At 72.8% G+C, this 19,212-nt stretch carries 13 protein-coding genes and 2 pseudogenes; 6 read left to right on the plus strand and 9 right to left on the minus strand.

Annotated elements, in window-relative coordinates; all coding sequences use genetic code 11:
* Positions 1 to 95 precede the first annotated feature (95 nt).
* Positions 96 to 827: pseudogene (locus ABZ801_RS40515) on the plus strand (ABC transporter permease subunit); the annotation flags it as partial.
* Between the two features lie 169 nt (positions 828 to 996).
* Complete coding sequence (locus tag ABZ801_RS40520) at positions 997 to 1,878, plus strand: glycine betaine ABC transporter substrate-binding protein (RefSeq protein ID WP_344949809.1); 882 nt, start codon at positions 997 to 999, stop codon at positions 1,876 to 1,878.
* Between the two features lie 108 nt (positions 1,879 to 1,986).
* Here the strand turns inward: ABZ801_RS40520 and ABZ801_RS40525 are convergent, their stop codons facing one another.
* The 4 genes from ABZ801_RS40525 to ABZ801_RS40540 all read right to left on the minus strand — a co-directional run bounded on the left by ABZ801_RS40525 (position 1,987) and on the right by ABZ801_RS40540 (position 7,061).
* Positions 1,987 to 4,137: a (Fe-S)-binding protein gene (locus ABZ801_RS40525; RefSeq protein ID WP_360709003.1), complete on the minus strand. Its 2,151-nt coding sequence runs from the start codon at positions 4,135 to 4,137 to the stop codon at positions 1,987 to 1,989.
* A gap of 241 nt (positions 4,138 to 4,378) precedes the next feature.
* Positions 4,379 to 4,777 carry a hypothetical protein gene (locus tag ABZ801_RS40530; protein ID WP_360709006.1) on the minus strand — a complete coding sequence of 133 codons (399 nt, stop codon included), beginning with the start codon at positions 4,775 to 4,777 and terminating at the stop codon, positions 4,379 to 4,381.
* A gap of 370 nt (positions 4,778 to 5,147) precedes the next feature.
* A complete protein-coding gene (locus ABZ801_RS40535) occupies positions 5,148 to 5,744 on the minus strand; it encodes a hypothetical protein (protein ID WP_360709009.1) in 597 nt (198 codons plus the stop codon).
* 108 nt (positions 5,745 to 5,852) lie between these two features.
* Positions 5,853 to 7,061, minus strand: a complete 1,209-nt coding sequence (locus ABZ801_RS40540; RefSeq protein WP_360709012.1) for an acetyl-CoA C-acetyltransferase — start codon at positions 7,059 to 7,061, stop codon at positions 5,853 to 5,855.
* Positions 7,062 to 7,220: 159 nt separating this feature from the next.
* Here ABZ801_RS40540 and ABZ801_RS40545 point away from each other — a divergent pair, with 159 nt between their 5' ends.
* A complete protein-coding gene (locus ABZ801_RS40545) occupies positions 7,221 to 8,756 on the plus strand; it encodes a 3-hydroxyacyl-CoA dehydrogenase (RefSeq protein WP_360709015.1) in 1,536 nt (511 codons plus the stop codon).
* Positions 8,757 to 8,857: 101 nt separating this feature from the next.
* Entirely contained in the window at positions 8,858 to 10,012 is a 1,155-nt protein-coding gene (locus ABZ801_RS40550; RefSeq protein WP_360709018.1) for a S1 family peptidase, read from the plus strand.
* Here ABZ801_RS40550 and ABZ801_RS40555 read toward each other — a convergent pair.
* Positions 9,954 to 11,459, minus strand: a complete 1,506-nt coding sequence (locus tag ABZ801_RS40555) for an MFS transporter (protein ID WP_360709030.1) — start codon at positions 11,457 to 11,459, stop codon at positions 9,954 to 9,956. The genes ABZ801_RS40550 and ABZ801_RS40555 overlap by 59 nt on opposite strands.
* A gap of 89 nt (positions 11,460 to 11,548) precedes the next feature.
* Between ABZ801_RS40555 and ABZ801_RS40560 the strand changes: the two genes are divergently transcribed.
* A complete protein-coding gene (locus ABZ801_RS40560) occupies positions 11,549 to 12,301 on the plus strand; it encodes a TetR/AcrR family transcriptional regulator C-terminal domain-containing protein (protein ID WP_360709021.1) in 753 nt (250 codons plus the stop codon).
* Here the strand turns inward: ABZ801_RS40560 and ABZ801_RS40565 are convergent.
* The 4 genes and pseudogenes from ABZ801_RS40565 to ABZ801_RS40580 form a co-directional block, all read right to left on the minus strand.
* Positions 12,268 to 13,428: a glycoside hydrolase family 5 protein gene (locus tag ABZ801_RS40565; RefSeq protein ID WP_360709024.1), complete on the minus strand. Its 1,161-nt coding sequence runs from the start codon at positions 13,426 to 13,428 to the stop codon at positions 12,268 to 12,270. The two genes, ABZ801_RS40560 and ABZ801_RS40565, sit on opposite strands and share 34 nt — an antisense overlap.
* Positions 13,429 to 13,605: 177 nt before the next feature.
* Positions 13,606 to 14,706, minus strand: coding sequence for a CU044_5270 family protein (locus ABZ801_RS40570; RefSeq protein ID WP_360709033.1), 1,101 nt, complete (start codon positions 14,704 to 14,706; stop codon positions 13,606 to 13,608).
* Positions 14,707 to 14,737: 31 nt separating this feature from the next.
* Positions 14,738 to 15,025 (minus strand): annotated as a pseudogene (locus tag ABZ801_RS40575) (sigma factor); the annotation flags it as partial.
* Between the two features lie 291 nt (positions 15,026 to 15,316).
* Entirely contained in the window at positions 15,317 to 18,763 is a 3,447-nt protein-coding gene (locus ABZ801_RS40580) for a S8 family peptidase (RefSeq protein WP_360709027.1), read from the minus strand.
* Positions 18,764 to 19,132: 369 nt separating this feature from the next.
* Here ABZ801_RS40580 and ABZ801_RS40585 point away from each other — a divergent pair.
* On the plus strand, positions 19,133 to 19,212 hold an 80-nt coding region (locus ABZ801_RS40585), incomplete at its 3' end, for an Hsp70 family protein (protein WP_360708727.1).

Consider the following 19,212-nt stretch of genomic DNA (forward strand, 5'->3'; position numbering starts at 1 on the left):
TCGCCGACGTCGTGGACTGGCTGACCGACAACCTGGGCTGGCTGTTCGACGCGATCGGCTCGGCCGTGGAGGGCGCGGTCGAGGGGCTGACCGGCCTGCTGACGGCACCGCCCCCGCTGGTGCTGGTGGGCGTCTTCACGCTGCTGGCGCTGTTCCTGAGCGGCTGGAAGCTGGGCGTGTTCTCGCTGGTGGGCTTCGCGCTGATCGACAGCATGGAGCTGTGGGAGCCGGCCATGGACACCCTCGCGCTGGTGCTGGTGTCGACGGTGGTGGCGCTGATACTGGCGCTCCCGCTGGGCGTCGCGGCGGCGCGCAACGACATGACCAGCCGGGTGCTGCGTCCCGTGCTGGACTTCATGCAGACGATGCCGGCGTTCGTCTACCTGATCCCGGCGATCTTCTTCTTCAGCATCGGTGTGGTGCCCGGCGTGGTGGCGACGGTGATCTTCGCGCTGCCGCCCGGGGTGCGCCTGACCGAGCTGGGCATCCGCGGCGTCGACGCGGAGATGGTGGAGGCCGGCGAGGCGTTCGGCACCGCGCCGGGACGCATCCTGACGCGCATCCAGATCCCGCTGGCCATGCCGTCCATCATGGCGGGGATCAACCAGCTGATCATGCTGGCGCTGTCGATGGTCGTCATCGCGGGGATGGTCGGCGCCGGCGGCCTCGGCGACGAGGTGCTGCAGGGCATCCAGCGGGTCGACATCGCCAAGGGCTTCGAGGGCGGGCTCGCCGTCGTGGTGCTGGCCATCTTCCTGGACCGCGTCACCTCGGCGCTGGGCGACCGCTCGGCCGTGTCCCGCGCCACCGCCAAGATGACCGCCTGATCGACCTGCGGCGGACGGACGGCCGCCCCCGCGCGCACACGGGCACGAGCCGTGGTGCGCACCCGTGACGCACGCGGGCGGCCGTCCAGGCGTGGCGCCGGACGACCGTGCCCGGAAACCCCCGGTACGCCCGCCTGAACTCCTGTAACCGACGGAAGGACATGACAGCATGCGCTTGAAGTTCAAGGGTCTGACCATCGCCACCGCGGCGCTGGCCGTGGCGCTGACCGCGGCCGGATGCGGCGGCGGATCGGGCTCGGGGGACGACAAGGAGATCACCATCGGCGTGGTGGCGGGCTGGGCCGAGGGTGAGGCCGCCACGGCGCTGTGGAAGCGGATGCTCACCGACAAGGGCTACACCGTCGAGGTGAAGACGCTCGACACCGGTCCGCTCTACACCGGCATGGCGCGCGGCGACGTGGACGTGTTCGTGGACGCCTGGCTGCCGGGCACCCACGAGGACTACTGGAAGCGGTACGGCGACAAGCTGGAGAAGATCGGCGTCTGGTACGACAAGGCGCCGCTGACGATCGCGGTCCCGAACTACTCGCCGCTGAAGTCGCTGGAGGACCTCAAGGGCAAGGGCGGTCAGTACGGCGGCAAGATCATCGGCATCGAGAAGAGCTCGGGCCTGTACCGGGTGGCGCAGGAGAAGATGCTGCCCGCCTACGGGCTGAAGGACGAGTACGAGGTGACGACCTCGTCCACGGCGGCCATGCTCAGCGAGCTGAAGAAGGCCACCGACGCCAAGAAGGACATCATCGTCACGCTGTGGCGGCCGCACTGGGCGTACAGCAAGTACCCGGTCCGCGACCTGGCCGACCCCAAGGGCGCGATGGGCCAGCCCGACGGCATCAACACCGTCGCCCGCGAGGACTTCAGCAAGGACCAGCCCGAGGTCACCGGCTGGCTGAAGAAGTTCAAGATGAACGACCAGCAGCTGGGGTCCCTGGAGGACCTCATGGAGAACAAGTACAAGGGCAAGCCCGACCAGGCGGTCGACGAGTGGCTGAAGGCGAACCCGACCTTCGCCACGTCGATCACCGGCTGATCGCGCCGACGGCGTCACCGAGAACGTCGCCGCGCAAGGAAAAGGGCCGTCCGGTCACCGGACGGCCCTTTCCCTTTGCTCGCGGTCGGTCAGCTCACTCCGCGGGGCTCACTCGGCGGTGGCGGGCTCCTTCTCCCCCTGGGGGCTGCCCTCGCCCTTGACGGAGCGGATGAGCAGCTGGGAGACGTCCACGACCTCCAGCGACTCCTTGGCCTCGCCCGCGTTCTTCTTCTCGTTGATGGCGTCGCCCAGCATCACCAGGCAGAACGGGCAGGCGGTGGAGACGGTGTCGGGGTTGGTGCCCAGGGCCTCGTCCACGCGCTCGGTGTTGATGCGCTTGCCGATGCGTTCCTCCATCCACATGCGCGCGCCGCCGGCGCCGCAGCAGAAGCCGCGGTCCTTGTGCCGGTGCATCTCCTGGGTCTTGACGCCCGGGACCTTGGCCATGATGTCGCGGGGCTGCTTGTAGACCTTGTTGTGGCGGCCCAGGAAGCAGGGGTCGTGGTAGGTGATGTTCTCCTCGATCGGGGTGATCGGGGTGAGCTTGCCCTCCTCGACCAGGTGCGCCAGCAGCTGGGTGTGGTGGACGACGTCGTAGTTCCCGCCGAGCTGCGGGTACTCGTTGGCCAGGGTGTTGAAGCAGTGCGGGCAGGTCGCCACGATCTTCTTGGCGCCGGCCTCGTTGAGCGTCTCCACGTTCTGCTGGGCCAGCATCTGGAAGACGAACTCCATGCCCAGGCGGCGGGCCGGGTCACCGGTGCAGGCCTCCATCGGGCCGAGCACGGCGAACTTGACGCCCGCGATGTGCAGCAGCTCGGCGACGGCCTTGGTGGTCTTCTTGGCGCGGTCCTCCAGGGCGCCCGCGCAGCCCACCCAGAACAGGTACTCGGCGTCCTCGGGGACCTTCTCCTCGACGACGGGGACCTCGAAGTCCAGCTCCTCGATCCATTCGAGGCGCTTCATCTCCGACATGCCCCACGGGTTGCCCTTGTTCTCCAGGTTCTTGAGCATCACGCCCGCCTCGGACGGGAAGCTCGACTCGATCATCACCTGGAAGCGGCGCATGTCCAGGATGTGGTCGATGTGCTCGATGTCGACCGGGCACTGCTCGACGCAGGCGCCGCAGTTGGTGCACGACCACAGCACGTCGGGGTGGATGACGCCGTCCTCGCCGACGAGCGGCTTGTCCACCTGCATGGCGGCCTTCTGCTCGTCGGTGAACTTCTCCCGCTCCTCCTCGGAGGCGAGCATGTAGGGGGCCTTGGCGAACGCGTGGTCGCGCAGGTCCAGGACGACCATCTTCGGCGACAGCGGCTTGCCGGTGTTCCAGGCCGGGCACTGCGACTGGCACCGCCCGCACTCGGTGCAGGTGGCCATGTCGAGGAAGCCCTTCCAGGTGAAGTCCTCGATCTTGCCGCGGCCGAAGACGTCCTCGTCGGGGTCGGCCTCCTCGAAGTCCAGCGGCTTGCCGTTGCTCATCATCGGCTGGGCGGCGCCCAGGCCGTCCGGGCGGCGCTTGAACATGACGTTCAGCGGCGCCAGGAAGATGTGCAGGTGCTTGGAGTTGACGACGATGACCAGGAAGATCAGCGCGACGTAGATGTGGGCCAGCAGGCCGATCGACTCCAGCACCTCAAGGGTGTCGTGGCCGAGCCCCTCGAACAGCTGCCCGGTCAGGTAGGAGAAGTACGCGCCCTTGCCGAAGGCGAGGTTGCCGCTGGCCTCGGCCACGCCCCGGAAGAAGAACATCGTCCAGATCACGTTGAAGATCATGAACAGGATCAGCCAGGCGCCGCCGGTGTGCGAGCCCTTGAACCGGGACTTGCGGTCCAGCTTCTTCGGCGAGTTCTTCCACCGGATGATCGAGAACACGACGAGCCCGGCCAGGCACAGCAGCGCGATGGTGTCCTGGACGAACCCGATCGGGCCCCACGTCTGCAGGCCGGGGATGTGCGCGTCCAGCCCGAACAGCAGCGCGACGGCCGCCTCCAGGTAGACGGTGATCAGCAGGATGAACGCCCACATGACGAAGAAGTGCGCCAGGCCGGAGGCGGTCCACTTGAGCAGCTTGCGCTGACCCATGACCTCCACGACCTGGCCCTCCAGGTCGGCCTTGGGATCACGCTTGACCTGCAGGACGCGCTCGGGGTCGGGTTGCCCGCTGGTGAACAGCTTCCACAGGAACAGGACCCGCCGCCCGGCGAGCGCCACCGCGACCGCCGTTCCGGCGAGCCCGAGTATCAATGTGAGCCAGAACACTGTTCCGTCCTCCCGAGGTACGGCGTCGGCTGCCAGCGTAGGGCTCGCGACAGTCCGTGATTCATCCGGGCCCCGAATACTACTCGGCGGTAGCTTATGCTCCTTCCACCGCATGCGCCGTCCCACCCGGCCACAGGACGCCGCCCCCGCGAGGGCCGGTCCCGGCCACGCGAGATCGCCTATATATATGCACCGCGAATCGGCCGGACAAGCCCGGCGGCGCATGGGTTTCCGGCGCGGGTCAGTCGTCGATCGTCTGGCGGTGGCCGCGGGGGCAGTGGCCCACGGTGCAGTCGTAGAAGCCTTCGTCGAAGCGGACCTGGGGGTGCCAGTCGGCGCGGCAGTAGTTCAGCTCGCAGTGGCTGCAGTAGAACGGCGCGAGCTCCCGGTCCTTGGCGCGCAGCCAGGCGGCGTCCGGCCGTTCCTGTGCCACGAACCAGGCCATCTCGTCATAGGTCAGGCGCTCAAGCGCGTGCCATACCGTGCCCAGGAAGCCGTCCAGGACGGCGCCGTCCCGGGACTGCCGCTGATATCCGAACGGTGGCCCCATGTTCACGGGGCCCTCGCGGGGCTGGAGCCGCACGGTGGCCGCCACCTCGCCGCACTCGGCGCAGCGGAACGCCACCCCCCGCTCGCTCATGGGTTCGCCGAACCTTGTGATCCCTTCCGCCACCATGGCCCCAGCCTTCCCTACCCCGACGCGGGGTGGCCAGTGGTGGGCGGTCAGACGCGTTCGAAGACGGCGGCCAAGCCCTCACCGCCCTTGAAGCGCTCTCCTCCTCATCGGACGGGCCCGCCGGGTACCGCGCGGACGGCGTCGGTACCCGGCGGGCCCGCCACCTGCTCTGCCGGCTCCCGACCCGCCGCCCGATCACCTCGTCCCCAGCGAGCCGGCGGACGGGCGGCCGGCGCCGCCGGCGCACGGGACGGGGATGCGTCCGCCTCCGTCGCGGCTGCTCCTGCCGGTAGCGCGGTATGGCGCTTCCGCGCTCGGGGCGCGGCGACGCCGGTCAGTGATAGAAGCAGACCAGGTCGCGTTCGGCCTCCACGCATTGGCGGAGCCAGTCGCGGATCTGCAGGATCGCCTCCAGCGCCTCCCGATCGGTGACGGCGTCCTCGTTCAGGCCGTCGAAGCGGGCGAGCAGCGGGATCATCTCGGCGCGCTTCAGATGGCCGATGTTGGGGAAGTCCCCGATGAAGGGCAGCGAGATCGGCGCCCCGCCGAAGATGAGGTCGGTGGGGTCGAAGTCCACGCCGGCGTTCTTGAGCTCGCCGGCCACGGTCTCGAACCACGAGAACCGCATGCCCCACCAGCCCTCGTTGGGCAGGCTCCACCCCGCGTACCCGCAGAGGATCTTGAGGCAGTAGCCGTAGAGGAAGCCGATGCGGTCGTCGTACGGCTCTCCCATGATCATCTGCTCCAGGGCCCGCTCGGCGGACGGCACGTCGTCGCCGTCCAGGCCGGTGTCCTCGCGCAGCTCGTCCAGGGACGCCAGGTGGCTCGACCACTGCGAACGCAGCCGGTCCAGCAGCGCGGTGTCGCGCGAGCCGATCATCGCCTGAAGCTCGTTCAGGGGCACGGCGTAAGCCATGATCGCGTAGCTCATCGAGGGTCTCTCCTCCGTGATCGACGTGTTGATCAACGAAGGGACGCCCCCGCACCCGGGTCCGGTTCCATCGGGCCGCGGGCGCGGGCGTGACGGGGCCGGGGCCCGTCAGACGCGTTCGAAGACGGCGGCCAGGCCCTGGCCGCCGCCGATGCACATGGTCTCCAGGCCGTACCGGGCGTCGCGGCGGTGCATCTCGCGGGCGAGGGTGGCCAGGATGCGGGCGCCGGTGGCGCCGACCGGGTGGCCGAGGGAGATGCCCGAGCCGTTGACGTTGAGACGGTCGAAGTCGGCGTCCTTGAACTCCCACTCGCGCGTGACGGCGAGGACCTGCGCGGCGAACGCCTCGTTCAGCTCGATGAGGTCCATGTCGGCGAGGGTGAGCCCGGCGGCGTCCAGGGCCTTGGCCGAGGCGGGGACGGGGCCGATGCCCATGGTGCGCGGCGGCACCCCGGCGCGGGCCCACGACACCAGCCGGACGAGCGGCCGCAGCCCCAGCTCGGCGGCCCGTTCGGGGGTGGTCACCACGCACACGGCGGCGGCGTCGTTCTGGCCGCTGGCGTTCCCGGCGGTGACGGTGGCCTCGCCGTCGGTCCTGCCGAGGACGGGACGCAGCTTGGCCAGGCTCTCCATGGACGTGTCGGGCCGGGGGTGCTCGTCGGTGTCGACCACCGTGTCGCCCTTGCGCGACCGGATGGTCACCGGGACGATCTCGTCGTCGAACCGGCCCTCGCGCTGGGCGGCGACGGCCCGCTGGTGCGAGCGCACGGCCAGCTCGTCCTGCTCCTCGCGCGGGATGCCGTACTCGCGGCGCAGGTTCTCGGCGGTCTCCAGCATCCCGCCGGGGACGGGGTGGTTGCGGCCGCCGGCGGTGACGCGGCCGCGCGCCAGCGAGTCGTGCAGCTCCAGGGAGGCGCCGCGCAGGCCCCAGCGCGCCTCGGTGGTGTAGAACGGCGCGTTGCTCATGCTCTCCGCGCCGCCCGCGATGATCAGGTCGCTGACGCCGGTCTGGATCTGCATGGCGGCGTCGAGCACGGCCTGCAGCCCCGAGCCGCAGCGCCGGTCGATCTGGACGCCGCCGACGCCGACGGGCAGCCCGGCGTCGAGCGCGGCGACCCGGCCGATGGCGGGCGCGTCCGAGGTCGGGTAGCAGTGGCCGAGGATCACCTCGTCCACCGCGTCGCCGGGCAGGCCGGTGCGCTCCAGCAGCGCCCGGATCACGGTGGCGGCCAGCTCGACGGGCGGTACGGGCTTGAGCACCCCGCCGAACCGGCCGATCGGGGTACGCAGCGGCTCGCAGATCACCACATCGCGCATCGTTTCGCTCCTCACCGTGAAACCGGCCCAACCAGGCCACTGCGCGACGAACAGCGGCCACTGCGAGGCTACGCCGTCGGCCGATCACCCCGGCCTCCGGCCTTCCGCTCAGTGAAGGTTGAATGCGGTCAGGAATCCGCGCGCGAACAGGAGGCGGCGATGGACGGCTGGGCGGAACGGGTCGGCACGGTGCGGGTGGTCGGCACGGGCGTGATGGGCCGCGGAATCGCGCAGCTGGCGGCGGCGGGCGGGCTGACGGTCGAGCTCGCCGACGTCCGTCCCGAGGCGGTGACGGCCGCCGTCGACCACGTGTCGGGCATGTTCGGCAGGCTGGCGGCCAAGGGCCGGATGACGGCCGAGGACGCGGCGGCGGCGACGGCGCGGCTGCGTCCGGTGGCCGGGCCGCTCGCCCCGGCGGACGGGTGCGACCTGGTGATCGAGGCCGTCCGCGAGGACGTGGCGACCAAGCGGGAGCTGTTCGCCGCGCTGGAGAAGATCTGCCCCGGGCACACGGTGCTGGCGACCAACACCAGTTCGCTGTCGGTGACGGCGATCGGGGCGGGACTGGCCGATCCGAGCCGCCTGGCCGGGCTGCACTTCTTCAACCCGGTGCCGCTGATGCGGCTGGTCGAGGTGATCGCCGGGGCGCGGACCGCCGCGTGGATCCCCGGGGCGCTGACCGATCTCGTCCGGCGGCTCGGCCACGAACCGGTGCTGGCGCCCGACACCCCCGGGTTCCTGGTCAACCACGCCGGGCGCGGCCTGGTGACCGAGGCGCTGCAGATCCTGGGCGAGGCCGTGGCCGAGCCGGTGGACGTCGACCGGATCGCCCGCGACGTGCTCGGCCTGCGCATGGGCCCGTTCGAACTGCTGGACCTGACCGGGCTGGACGTGTCGCATCCGGTGCTGGAGAGCATCTGGACGGGGTTCTACGACGAGCCGCGGCTGCGTCCGTCCCGGATCACGCGGGCGCGGATGGAGGCGGGACTGCTCGGCCGCAAGTCCGGCGAGGGCTTCTACCGGTACGTGGACGGCGCCAAGCAGGAGCCGCCGGAGGCCGCCGTCCCGGCCGCCGAGGCGCGTCCGGTCTGGGTACACGACACCGAGCCGGGCGTGCGGGACGCCCTCGGCTCCCTGCTCGGCCAGAACGTCGAGCGGGGTGAGCGGCCGTCGGCCGACGCGGTGGTGCTCGTCGCCCCGTACGGGCGCAGCGCGCTGGACGTGGCGCGCGAGCACGGCCTGCCCGCCGAGCGGGTGCTCGGCGTCGACCCGCTCGGCGGTTTCGCATCGCGGCTCACCCTGGGCGTGCATCCCGGCATGGACCCGGCCGCCGGGCGTGCCGCGCTGGCCGCGCTCGCCGCGACCGGACGGCCCGTCACCGTGGTCCGGGACGCGCCCGCGCCGGTGGCGCAGCGGCTGCTCGCCTCGATCGTCAACGTCGGCTGCGCCATCGCCGAGCAGCGGCTGGCCCGCGCGGACGACATCGACACGGCGGTGCGGCTCGGCCTCGGCTACCCGCGCGGCCCGCTGGAGTGGGGCGACCACGCGGGCGCCGCCACCGTGCTGCGCGTCCTGCGCGGGCTGCACGCCGCGACCGGCGACCCGCGCTACCGCCCCAGCCTGTGGCTGGCCGAACGCGCCGAACTCGGCCTCCCGCTCACCGCGGCCGGCACCGCGCCGGGCGACCTGCTCTGACGGGCCCCTCCCGGCTCCATTCCGTTCCGGTTTGAACTCCGTCGCGGCCAGGCGCCGTATCTCCCCGACGTAGATCCGGGATGTCGGAGCTGGGAGGGCTGATGGGGCGTCCGAACACCGCCAGGAAACGCCGTCTGCGCGCGATGGTCACCGGTACCTCGGTGGCCCTCGGGGCCGCGGGACTGGTGGCCGGTTCGCTGTACGCGGTGAACACCGACGCGAAGACGGACCCGCCGCGCGAGGCCGCGCTGGCCGGGGGTGCCCGCAACGGGCAGAACGCCGCGCAGGCCGGGCGGCGGCAGGCGGGCGGCGGCGCGGGCGCGCTGGCCGCCACGCTCGCCGGACGGCTCGGGGCCCGCACCAACGGCGGCTACGTCGACTCGGCGGGCCGCGCGGTGGTCACCGTCACCAACGACGGCGACGCGGCCATGGTGCGCGCGGCCGGTGCCGTGCCGAAGACGGCGCGGCGCGCCCCGGCCACGCTGAACCGCGTCACCGCGACGCTGCGCGACTCGATGGCGGACGTGCCGGGCACCGGCTGGGCCGTGGACCCCGTCACGTCCCAGGTGGTGCTGTGGACGGACGCGTCGGTCACCGGCGCCCGCATGGCCCGCGTCCAGCGGACGGCGCGGCAGATGGGCTCGTCCGTGCGGATGGTGCGGTTCGCCGGGCGGCTGCGCACGTTCGCCGACGGCGGGGACGCGATCTTCGGCGGGGGTTCGCGCTGCTCGCTGGGCTTCAACGTCCGCCGCGGCGGCGAGGACTTCTTCCTCACCGCCGGGCACTGCGGCAACGCCGTGCCGGAGTGGACGGCCGACCAGCGGGGCGCCCGGCCGCTCGGCGCCACGGTCGCCAGCAGCTTCCCCGGCGACGACTTCGCGCTCGTGCGGTCCGCGCAGGCGGGCCAGGCCGGGCAGGGCGGCGTCAACCTCTACAACGGGCAGACCCGCGACATCACCGAGGCCGGCGAGGCGGTCGTGGGGCAGCGGGTCGCGCGCAGCGGAAGCACCACCGGGGTCTCCACCGGCCGGGTCACCGCCGTCGGCGCGACCGTCAACTTCCCCGAGGGCACGGTCAGCGGCATGATCCAGACGACGGTGTGCGCCGAGCCGGGCGACAGCGGCGGGCCGCTGTTCGCCGGGACGACCGCGCTGGGGCTGACCTCCGGCGGCTCGGGCGACTGCCGGGTCGGCGGTGTCACGTTCTTCCAGCCGGTGACCGAGGCGCTGCAGCGCTTCGGGGCCGAGGTGTTCTGAACGCCACCGCCGCGAAGACCGCGGCGGCCAGGGTAGCGGCGCCGGACGCCAGCGCCCCGGTCGCCAGGGCGTCCACGAACGCGTCGCGGGCCGCCTGCGCCAGGTCCGGGTCACCCAGGGACAGCGCCTCTCCCAGCGAGTGCCGCGCCGCATCCGGGGCGGTGCCGGGCAGCCCGCGCGCGTACGCGGCGGCGATGACGCTGCCCAGCACCGCCACGCCCATGGCGTTACCGAGTTCGGTGCCCGCGTCGTTCACGGCCGAGCCCACCCCGGCCTGCTCACGGGGGACGGCCCGCATCAGCCTCCCGTAGGCGGGCGGGGACCCGAGCCCGGCGCCGAGGCCGAGCACGACCAGCCCGGCGACGATCGCGGCGTAGCCGTCGCCCGGGTCCACCAGGCCGATCACGCCGAGCCCGGCGGAGATGGCCAGGAAGCCGGCGACGAGCACGCGGGCGTTGCCGAGCCGAGTCTCCAGGGCGGCGCCCATGCCGTTGCCGACGGCTCCGGCGAGCGCGACCGGCAGCAGCGCCACCCCGGCCCGCAGCGGCCCGTAGCCGAGCACCAGCTGCAGGAACTGGGTGAGCGCGAACAGGCTCCCGGCCAGCGCGAACGAGAACGCGGCGATCATCACTGCGGAGCCGGAGAAGTCGAGCCGCCGCAGCAGGCGCAGGTCGAGCATGGGCTCGGGCGTGCGGCGCTGCCACAGGACGAACGCGGCCAGCGCCGCCGCGGACACCGCCAGGCCGCCGACCGTGCGGACGCCCGTCCAGCCGTGCCCGGGACCGGAGATGATCGCCCAGACCAGTGCCGCGATGCCCGCCGTGGACAGCACCGCGCCCGGGACGTCGGGCCGGCGCCTCGGTCCGCGCTTCTCGGGGACCAGCGCCAGCAGCCCGACCACGGCGACGACGGCGACCGGCGCGTGCACCAGGAAGACCGAGCCCCACCAGAAGTGCTCCAGCAGCAGGCCGCCCAGGGTGGGACCGACCGCGACGCCGACGACCGAGGTGGCGCCCCAGATCGCGAACGCCCTGCCGAGCTCGTCGGGGGCGAACACGTGCGCCAGGACGGCCATCGTCCCGGGCATGATCAACGCGCCGCCCACGCCCATCAGCCCGCGCATGGCGATCACCCAGCCGGGCCCGTCGGCGAACGCGGCCAGCAGCGCGCTGCTGCCGAACAGTGCGAACCCGGCGAGCATGGCGCGCCGGTGGCCGTACCGGTCGCCGAGGCTCCCGGCGGTGAGCAGCAGCCCGGCGAACACCAGCGAGTAGGCGTCGACCACCCACTGCACGTCGGCGGTGGTGGCGTTCAGGTCCCGCATCAGCACCGGGACGGCGACGTTGAGGATCGTGTTGTCGACCACGACCACGAACAGGCTCAGGCACAGCACGCCGAGGATCCGCCAGCGGCGCGGATGCGGCTGGGGGGGACGGTAGGGGTCCATCACAGGCCCTTCTCGTACAGTGTTCGAGCTGACTCGCACACTGTACGAGGGAGCTCGCACGCCGTTCAAGTCCGGGTAGCCTTGACGGCATGCCGAAAGCACAGGCGCCCACGTCGGTGTGGACGCGGCCGGGACGCACGCGGCGCGAGCAGCAGCCCACCCTCGACCGCGAGCAGATCGTCGACGCCGCCCTGGACCTCCTCGACGCCGACGGCCTGGAGAAACTGAGCATGCGGCGGCTCGGCGCCAAGCTGAACGCGGGCGCCACCTCGGTCTACTGGCACGTGGCCGGCAAGGAGGAGCTCCTCGAACTGGCCATGGACCGGGTGATGGCCGAGGTGACCGTCCCCCGGCCGGCCTCCCCCGGCGACTGGCGCGCCGCCGCCACCGGCTACGCCCGCTCGCTGCGCGCGATGATCCACCGCCACCCGTGGACGGTCACGCTGTTCGGCAGCCGCCCCATGATCGGCCCGAACGCCACCCGGGTCATGGACGAGGCGCTCGACGCGCTGCGCACCGCCGGCTTCACCGGGTTCGACCTCGAATACGCCTGGTCGGCGATCGTCGACTACGTGATCGGCGCGGCGGGCAGCGAGGCCAGCTGGCGCGTCCACCAGAAGGGGACCACGACCGACGAGTGGATGGCCTCCATGACCCCCTACCTGGAACGCGTCAACGCCGAGCGCCCGCGCCTGGCCGAGCACATCACCCACATCTGGGCCAAGGACGATGCCGAGGTCCTGGAGGGCCGTTTCACGTTCGGCCTCGACTGCGTCCTCGACGGCCTCGCGGCCCGCGTCGGCACCGGTCAGCCCCGTGGCCGCCGCGGCGCCGGGAAGTGATCGGGGGCCCGCAGCCGAGCCCGGATCCAGACGCCCGCGGGACGCAGGGACGCGGTGCCCGCGAACGGGCCGTGCGGGCAGGTCCCGGCGTGGAACACCGAGGCGTCGCTGTAGTTCCAGTTCACCCAGCTGATCTTCTTGCGCGCCATCAGGTCGAGATACCGCCCGGCCCGGCCGAAGTCGTCGCCCACGCCCTCGGGGTCGGTGGTGCCGAACTCGCTGACGAACACCGGGATGCGGTCGGCCGCGCGTGACAGCGCGTCCAGATACCGGCGTCCATGGCCGCCCGCGTAGAAGTGGAACGTGTACATGATGTTGTCCGCGCGCACCGGGGCGTTGACGATCTCCCGTTCGTCGGAGTTCTCCGACACCCCGAGCGAGGACCAGCCCCGCGTCCCGACCAGGACCGGTGCGCGGGGGTCGTACCGCCGGATCAACGGCACCAGCCGTTCGGCGTAGTCGCGGACGCGCGTCCAGGGCACCAGGTACGGCTCGTTGACGATCTCGTACAGCACGTTCCCCCGCGCCGCGTGCCGTCGCGCGATCTCGGTGAAGAACGTCGCGGCCCGCCCGAGGTCGCGGTGCGGATCCCCCGGGCCGAGCACGTGCCAGTCGACGATCACGTACATGCCGAGGGCGGCGGCCTGCGCGACGAGGCCGTGGACCCGGTCGGTGGTCCGGCGGGGGCCGCTTTCGTAGCCGCCCTCCCGCACGTACACCGGCAGCCGGAGAACGTCCGCCCTCCAGTCGCGGGCCAGCGCCTCCAGCGAGCCGCGGGTGAGGCAGTCCTGGTACCACTGCAGGCCGTGCGCGCTCATGCCGCGCAGTTGGACGGGGCCGCCGTGCTCGTTGCACAGCCGCATGCCGCAGACCCGCAGCCTTCCGTTGACCGCGACCGGACTGCCGGCGGGCGGCCCGCGTTCCGGCGGCCCGCCGGAACGCGGAGCGCCGGGCGGCGGGACGAAGCCCGGAGGAACGCCACCGGCACCGGATCGCGGGCACACCCCGGGCCCGGACGCCGAGACCGGCAGCAGGATGACGAAGGCGGCTCCCAGCGCGCCCACCGCGCGCCAGGCACCCCGCCCGGCGACGCCGCACGAGGAACGGCGGCCTCTGTGGTCACCCAAGCCGACTCCGCCCTCCCCTCAATCCCCCCTTTTGGGGCGCTTCCTCATCACCATTAGAACCTGCACCGAAACCGGCGACCAGGGCATGCCGCGGCAGGACCCCGCACTGAACACGGCCGCCCCCGCTCCGCGCGTTCACGCAGGACGGGGGCGGCGGGCGGTCAGGGCTGCGCGTCGTCAGTCGCTCGCGGGGCGGGACGGACGGCTGTCCGTCCACTCGGACTTGACGATGACCTCGTAGTTCTCCACCGTGCCCGGCCGGTAGACGGCGGGCTCCTTCGTGCCGCGCTTCACCGTGGTCGACACCGTCGCCAGCAGCACACCGGTGTCCGGGTCGAAGATGGCGCGCTCCATCGAGGTTCCGCCGCCGCTCGCCGGCGCGGTGCGGGGCGCCTCCAGCGCCACGCCCGGCCGTCCGATCGGGTCGGTGACCCGGCCGACCGCGCGCACGCCCGGGGTGTCGGTGAGCATCCTGATGAAGGCCGCCCACACCTTCGGCGGCAGCGGGAGGTCGGACACCGCCAGGGTCGCCTGAACGATCTTCTGGCCGGGTCCGGTGGGCGTCATGGAGGCGCGCCTGTCCATCACCACGCCCTTGGGCGGCCGCGGCGTCAGCAGCTTCTCCAGTTCCTTGGGATCGGTGGGCAGGTTCCGCAGTTCCTCCGCCGTCAGCGACCGCCCGGTGAGCGGCAGGAAGTAGCGGTCGGAGTTCTCGTTCCGGTCGCTGCGATCCTCCTTCCATGGGGTCGGCGTGGTGCGGTAGAGGTTCGGCAGCGCCTTGGGGTCCTGGCTGTAGGGGAACGTGCGCGGCGATCCGGCCCGCTTCCACAGCGCCTCGTCCTGGGGCGTCTGCGGCCGGGCCGGCAGGTCGCGCGTCCAGACCGCCGACTCGTTGGCCCGGTCGCGGGCCCGCCACCGCCAGTTCTCGTAGCACGGCTGGACGATGTAGTCGCCCGTCCTGGCCTTGACCGGTTCGGCGTGGCAGTTTCGGACGTGCGTCACCAGGTACCGGCCGTCGGCCTGCCGTTCGGCCTGGACGGCCGCGGCGAGCACCATCTCCCGGGGACCGGGGGCGCTCCGCTGGGCCGGCGCGGCGCCGCCGGAGCCGACGGTCGCGACGGCGACGGCGGTCGCCGCGGCGGCCGCGACCAGGCCGAGCCCGATGCCGAGCGGGCGGCGCCCCCGCAGCCACCCGTTCCGGCGCCCGGCCCGGCGCTCGTCCCGGCGCTCGTGCTGGTGTGCGGGCGCCCGGCCCGCCGTGCGGGTCAGCTCCAGCAGGCCCTGCCGGCCCGCTGCGGCGGCCCTCGTCGCACCGGTGCCGGCCGACCAGGTTGGTGGCCATCCCGTACAGCCAGGGCCGTACGGCCCCGCGCGCCGGGTCGAAGCGGTCGCGCTTGCGGAACGCGGCGTAGAACGTCTCGGCGGCGATGTCGTCGGCGACGTCCCTGCCGAGCCGGGCCGCGACGTAGCGGTAGATCTCCGGGAAGTACCTGTCGTAGATCACGGCGAATCGATCGGGCTCATGCCAGGACTGCTCGATCACCGCGGCGTCGTCGTCGGTCGCGACGTCCGGTGGAGCGGTCATCCGTGGCTCCATTCCATATCCGGCCTTTCGAGGCGAACGGCGGTCACCCGTTACTCAGCCGAACCCGGATTCCTTCTTCACGGGCGCCGCCCGCGCGCCCGCCGGGACGTCCGCCGGATCAGCCGAGGTGCGGCGACTCGTTCGTCCAGCCGGAGTCGAGCACCGCATGGCGTTCGACGACCGATCCGGGCCGCACGCCCGGGAACCCCTACTCCGCCGCACCCCCGGGTCGCTTTCGCTCGCGGACGCGAAAAGGCCGCCGTGCGCGTCGGCGCACGGCGGCCCCTTAGGGAGGGACGCGGATCAGCGGACGTTGTACGCCCTGATGATCTGCTGGTCGATGGCGCTGCCGCCGGCGTCCTTGGCGGCGACGCGCACCGACACCGCCTGGCCTGCGGCGGCCTTCGGCATCGTCCCGGAGAACTTCCCGCCGCCCAGGTCCTTCACCTGGGCCTGCTGCCAGGTCTTGCCGTCGTCCAGCGACGTCCACAGGCGCAGCCCGGTGACCTTCGCCGTGCCGCTGCCCGCCACCCGCGCGACCTGGAACGTGGCGGGGCCGCCGGTCGGCCGGTTGCGCAGGTCGAGGCCGAGGTCGTAGTCGACGGTCAGCAGCGGGACCGGCACGCTGGAGTGGTCCTCGGGCGCGGCGGAACGGAACCGCCACGTGGTGGACGTCCGCGTCGACACCGCAGTGAGCTTCGAGGCGTCGTTGTCGTAGCGGATCTCGTACGTCGCCGCCCGCGCGGGCACCTCGAACCGGCCGGCCGGCCCGGCGGCCTCACCGATCTTCCGGCCGTCCGCGGTGACGGTGAGGTGGCGGGTCAGCGGGTCGTCGTCGTTCTCGTCCCAGTAGCCGCAGTCGAAGCCGTCCGGGCGCGCCTGCAGGTCGACGAAGGCGACGTTCAGCGCACCGCGCGTGCGGGCCACCGGCCACCGGATGCACTCGCTCGGCGAGACGGCGGTGACGGAGACGGGCCCGGGGCGCAGGGGCTGACGGCCCCACGTCTGCGTCGTGCGGCTGCCCGGCTCGCGCCGCAGCAGCGGAAGCTGGTCGACCCACCCGTTCAGCGCGTCGAAGAACGCCTCGTCCAGCCACTGGACGCCACGGCCGGCGGAGACGTAGTCGGTGCGCGTCGTCCCGGGCGTCACCCCGCCGCTCGCCTCGAAGCTGAGGAAGCCCTCGGGGGTCACGCCGTAGCGCTTCTCGCTCATCGGCGTCTGGGTGTCCCCGTCGAGCGCGGCGAACCGCTGGTCGACGCGGGCCAAGCGCGCGCGGGACGCAGGCGTCACCACGTGCACGGGGTCGTCGGGCACCCGGTCGCCCATGGGCTCCAGCAGGTCGTAGACCTCCCCCGGCGCCGTCAGCCGGTAGAGGCCGTAGGGGCGGAACTCGCCGGTCTGCGCGGTGCCGGTCGGCTGGACGTAGACCTTCTCCTTCTGCGGCTCCCACGTGTAGGCCGCCTCGCCCCAAACCGCCTGCCGGTTGCTGCGCACCTGCACGGACCCGGCCATCGCGGTCTCGGTCGTACGGTCGGAGACCTTGGCGCCCGCCTCCTTGGCGCGTGCCGCGTCCAGGACGACGGTCGTGTCGCGGTCGATGACGACTTCGGGCGTGCCGGCGATGGCGGAACGGGGGGCTTCCCGGTTGTCGTCGTAGACCGAGCCCATGACGCTGTAGCGGCCCGCGGGCACCCTGAGCCGTGCCGTGCCGTCCTCGCCCGTCGACGGATAGTCGGTGAACAGCGCGATGTCGTCCAGGTTGACCACGCTCGCGTAGGCGCTCATGTTCCCGTCCTGGGTGCCGGGCAGGGGCGTCGCCTTGACGGTGAGGTCGTAGCTGGGCGGCTCCACGTAGAACGTGACCGGCGTGCGGATCGTCGCGTCATCGGCCTTGGCGGTCACCTCGGCCGTGTAGAGACCCGGCTTGCCGCCCAGCTTCGCCGCGTCCACCCGAAGGGTCGCGGACGCGCCGCCGCCCGCCGGGACGTCCACCTGGGCGGACGACAGCGACGCGGCACCGTCCACGGTGTTCCCCTGGCGGTCGGTCACCCGCACGTCCAGGTCGAGCCGTACCGTGCTCGCCGAACGCGACGCCCAGCGAAGGTCGGTCTTGAGCGGGGCGTGCCCCGGGTAGGCGGAGGTGCCCAGGTGCGGCGCCGCCTGGAGCGAGACGGCGGGGGCGGTGGTGGCGGCGGCGACGTCGAGACGTCCGGCGCCGCGGTCGAACGCGTCCCCGTCCACCGGCGAGGCGGAACCGACCAGGGCGGACTTCAACTGGGCGGGCGTCCACTTCGGGTGCTTCTGCAGCAGCAGCGCGGCCGCGCCCGCGACATGGGGCGTCGCCATGGACGTGCCGGACGCCGAGGTGTAGCGCGCGTCCAGGGCGTCGCCCATCGACGTGCCCGCGGCGCGCGCGGCCATGATGTCGACGCCGGGGGCGACGATCTCCGGCTTGGCCGCGTACCGTCCGGTGCGCGGGCCGCGGCTGGAGAAGTCGGCGAGGCGGTCCCGGCCGTCCACGGCGCCCACGGTGAGCGCGGCGTCGGCGGATCCCGGCGAACCGATCGAGGAGATGGCGCCGGTGTTCCCGGCGGCCGTGACGAACAGGGCGCCGTACTGGTCGGTGAGCCGGTCCAGCGCCTGCGCCAGGGGGTCGGTGCCGTCGGTGGTGTCGCCGCCGAGGCTCATGTTGACGACCTTGGCGCGCGGGGCGGCCCACTCCATTCCCGCGATGACGGACGACTCGGTGCCGAAACCGTCGTCGTCGAGCACCTTGCCGACCAGCAGGCTCGCGTCCGGGGCGACGCCCCGCCGCTCCCCGCCCGAGGCCGCGCCGCTGCCCGCGACGATCGAGGCGACGTGCGTGCCGTGCCCGACCCGGTCGGCCGCGTCGGCGGCCTCGGAGAAGTTCGCGGTCTCGGCGACGCGGTCCTTGAGGTCGGGGTGGGCCGGGTCCACGCCCGTGTCCAGGACGGCCACCTTGGTGCCGCGCCCGGTGATCCCCGCCTGCCACGCGGCGGGCGCCCCGATCTGGCTCAGGTTGCGGTCGAGCTTCGCGGCCGACGCGGCCCGCGCGGCCCCCGACGCGAGTGCGGGCGCGGACGGTGCGGAACTCGCGCGGACCTTGCGGTCGAGCCAGATGCGGCGGATGTCGTTCGCCGCCTTGGTCCGCGTGCGGGGGGCCAGGGACGCGCCGAGACGCGCCGCGTCCTTCTTGGGCTGGCGGGCCGCGACCGCGCCGATGCTCGGCAGGTCACGGGTCTCCCGCAGCGTCCCGCCGAGCGCCGCGCGCGGCCGCACGCCGCCCTTCCGCTGCACGATCAGCGGCAGCTCGCGGGCGCGCGCGTCGTCGTACCCCTGCCGGATCAGCGTGGTGACGTCGAACAGGTCGGGGTCGAGAACGCGGCCGACCAGCGGGGCCATGTCCGCCGGGGTCACCACCACGTGCCCGTCCGGACGGTACGAGGTGCGGAACGTCCGGTTGGTCCTGCCCTCGCCGGGCGTGGTCGTGACCATCGGGGGACGGCCCTTGACCGTGCGCACCCGGACGACGTCGCCGGTCAGCAGCGTCACCGTCCACGAGCGGCCCGCGGGCAGCGCTCCCGAGGCACCCGCCGCACCGCCCGTTCCGCCGTCTCCTCCCGCGCCGGCCGGCGGCTTGGCCGCGTCCGCCACGCCCGGCGGCGCGGCGACCACGCCGCCCACGACCGCCGCGCCGAGCAGCGCGCGGCCGATCCGTCTGCCTCTCATGAGGCTCCTCTCTGAAGTTGTCCTCACCCCTGATCACCCGAACCGGCGCAGGAGCTTCCCGGAGTACTCCGGGAAAGATCCGGTTTCTTACGGGCCGGCAGGAGGGGTTCTCTCGTCCTCCGGGCGGAGGCGGGCCTCGTTCCGGGTGCGGATTCCCGGCCCGGAGGGGCGCGGGCGGGAACGGGAATAGGGGGCTCATACGTCCTGTTGATGTGAACGTCAGCAAAGTTGAGTCGCCCAGACTCAAGTGATTTGACAATGACTTCCGCCGGGGGCACCCTGGCGAGACAGAGACGCGAACCCGGCCGCCGCCGCGTACAGGGGGGACGCGACCGGGGGCACACGCAGTAACGACGGAGGACGAGAGACATGGGACGTGCGGTCGGTATCGACCTCGGGACGACCAACTCGGTCGTCGCGATTCTGGAGGGCGGCGAGCCCACCGTCAT

The organism is Actinomadura sp. NPDC047616 (genome assembly GCF_040642915.1).
Classification (GTDB): domain Bacteria; phylum Actinomycetota; class Actinomycetes; order Streptosporangiales; family Streptosporangiaceae; genus Spirillospora; species Spirillospora miaoliensis.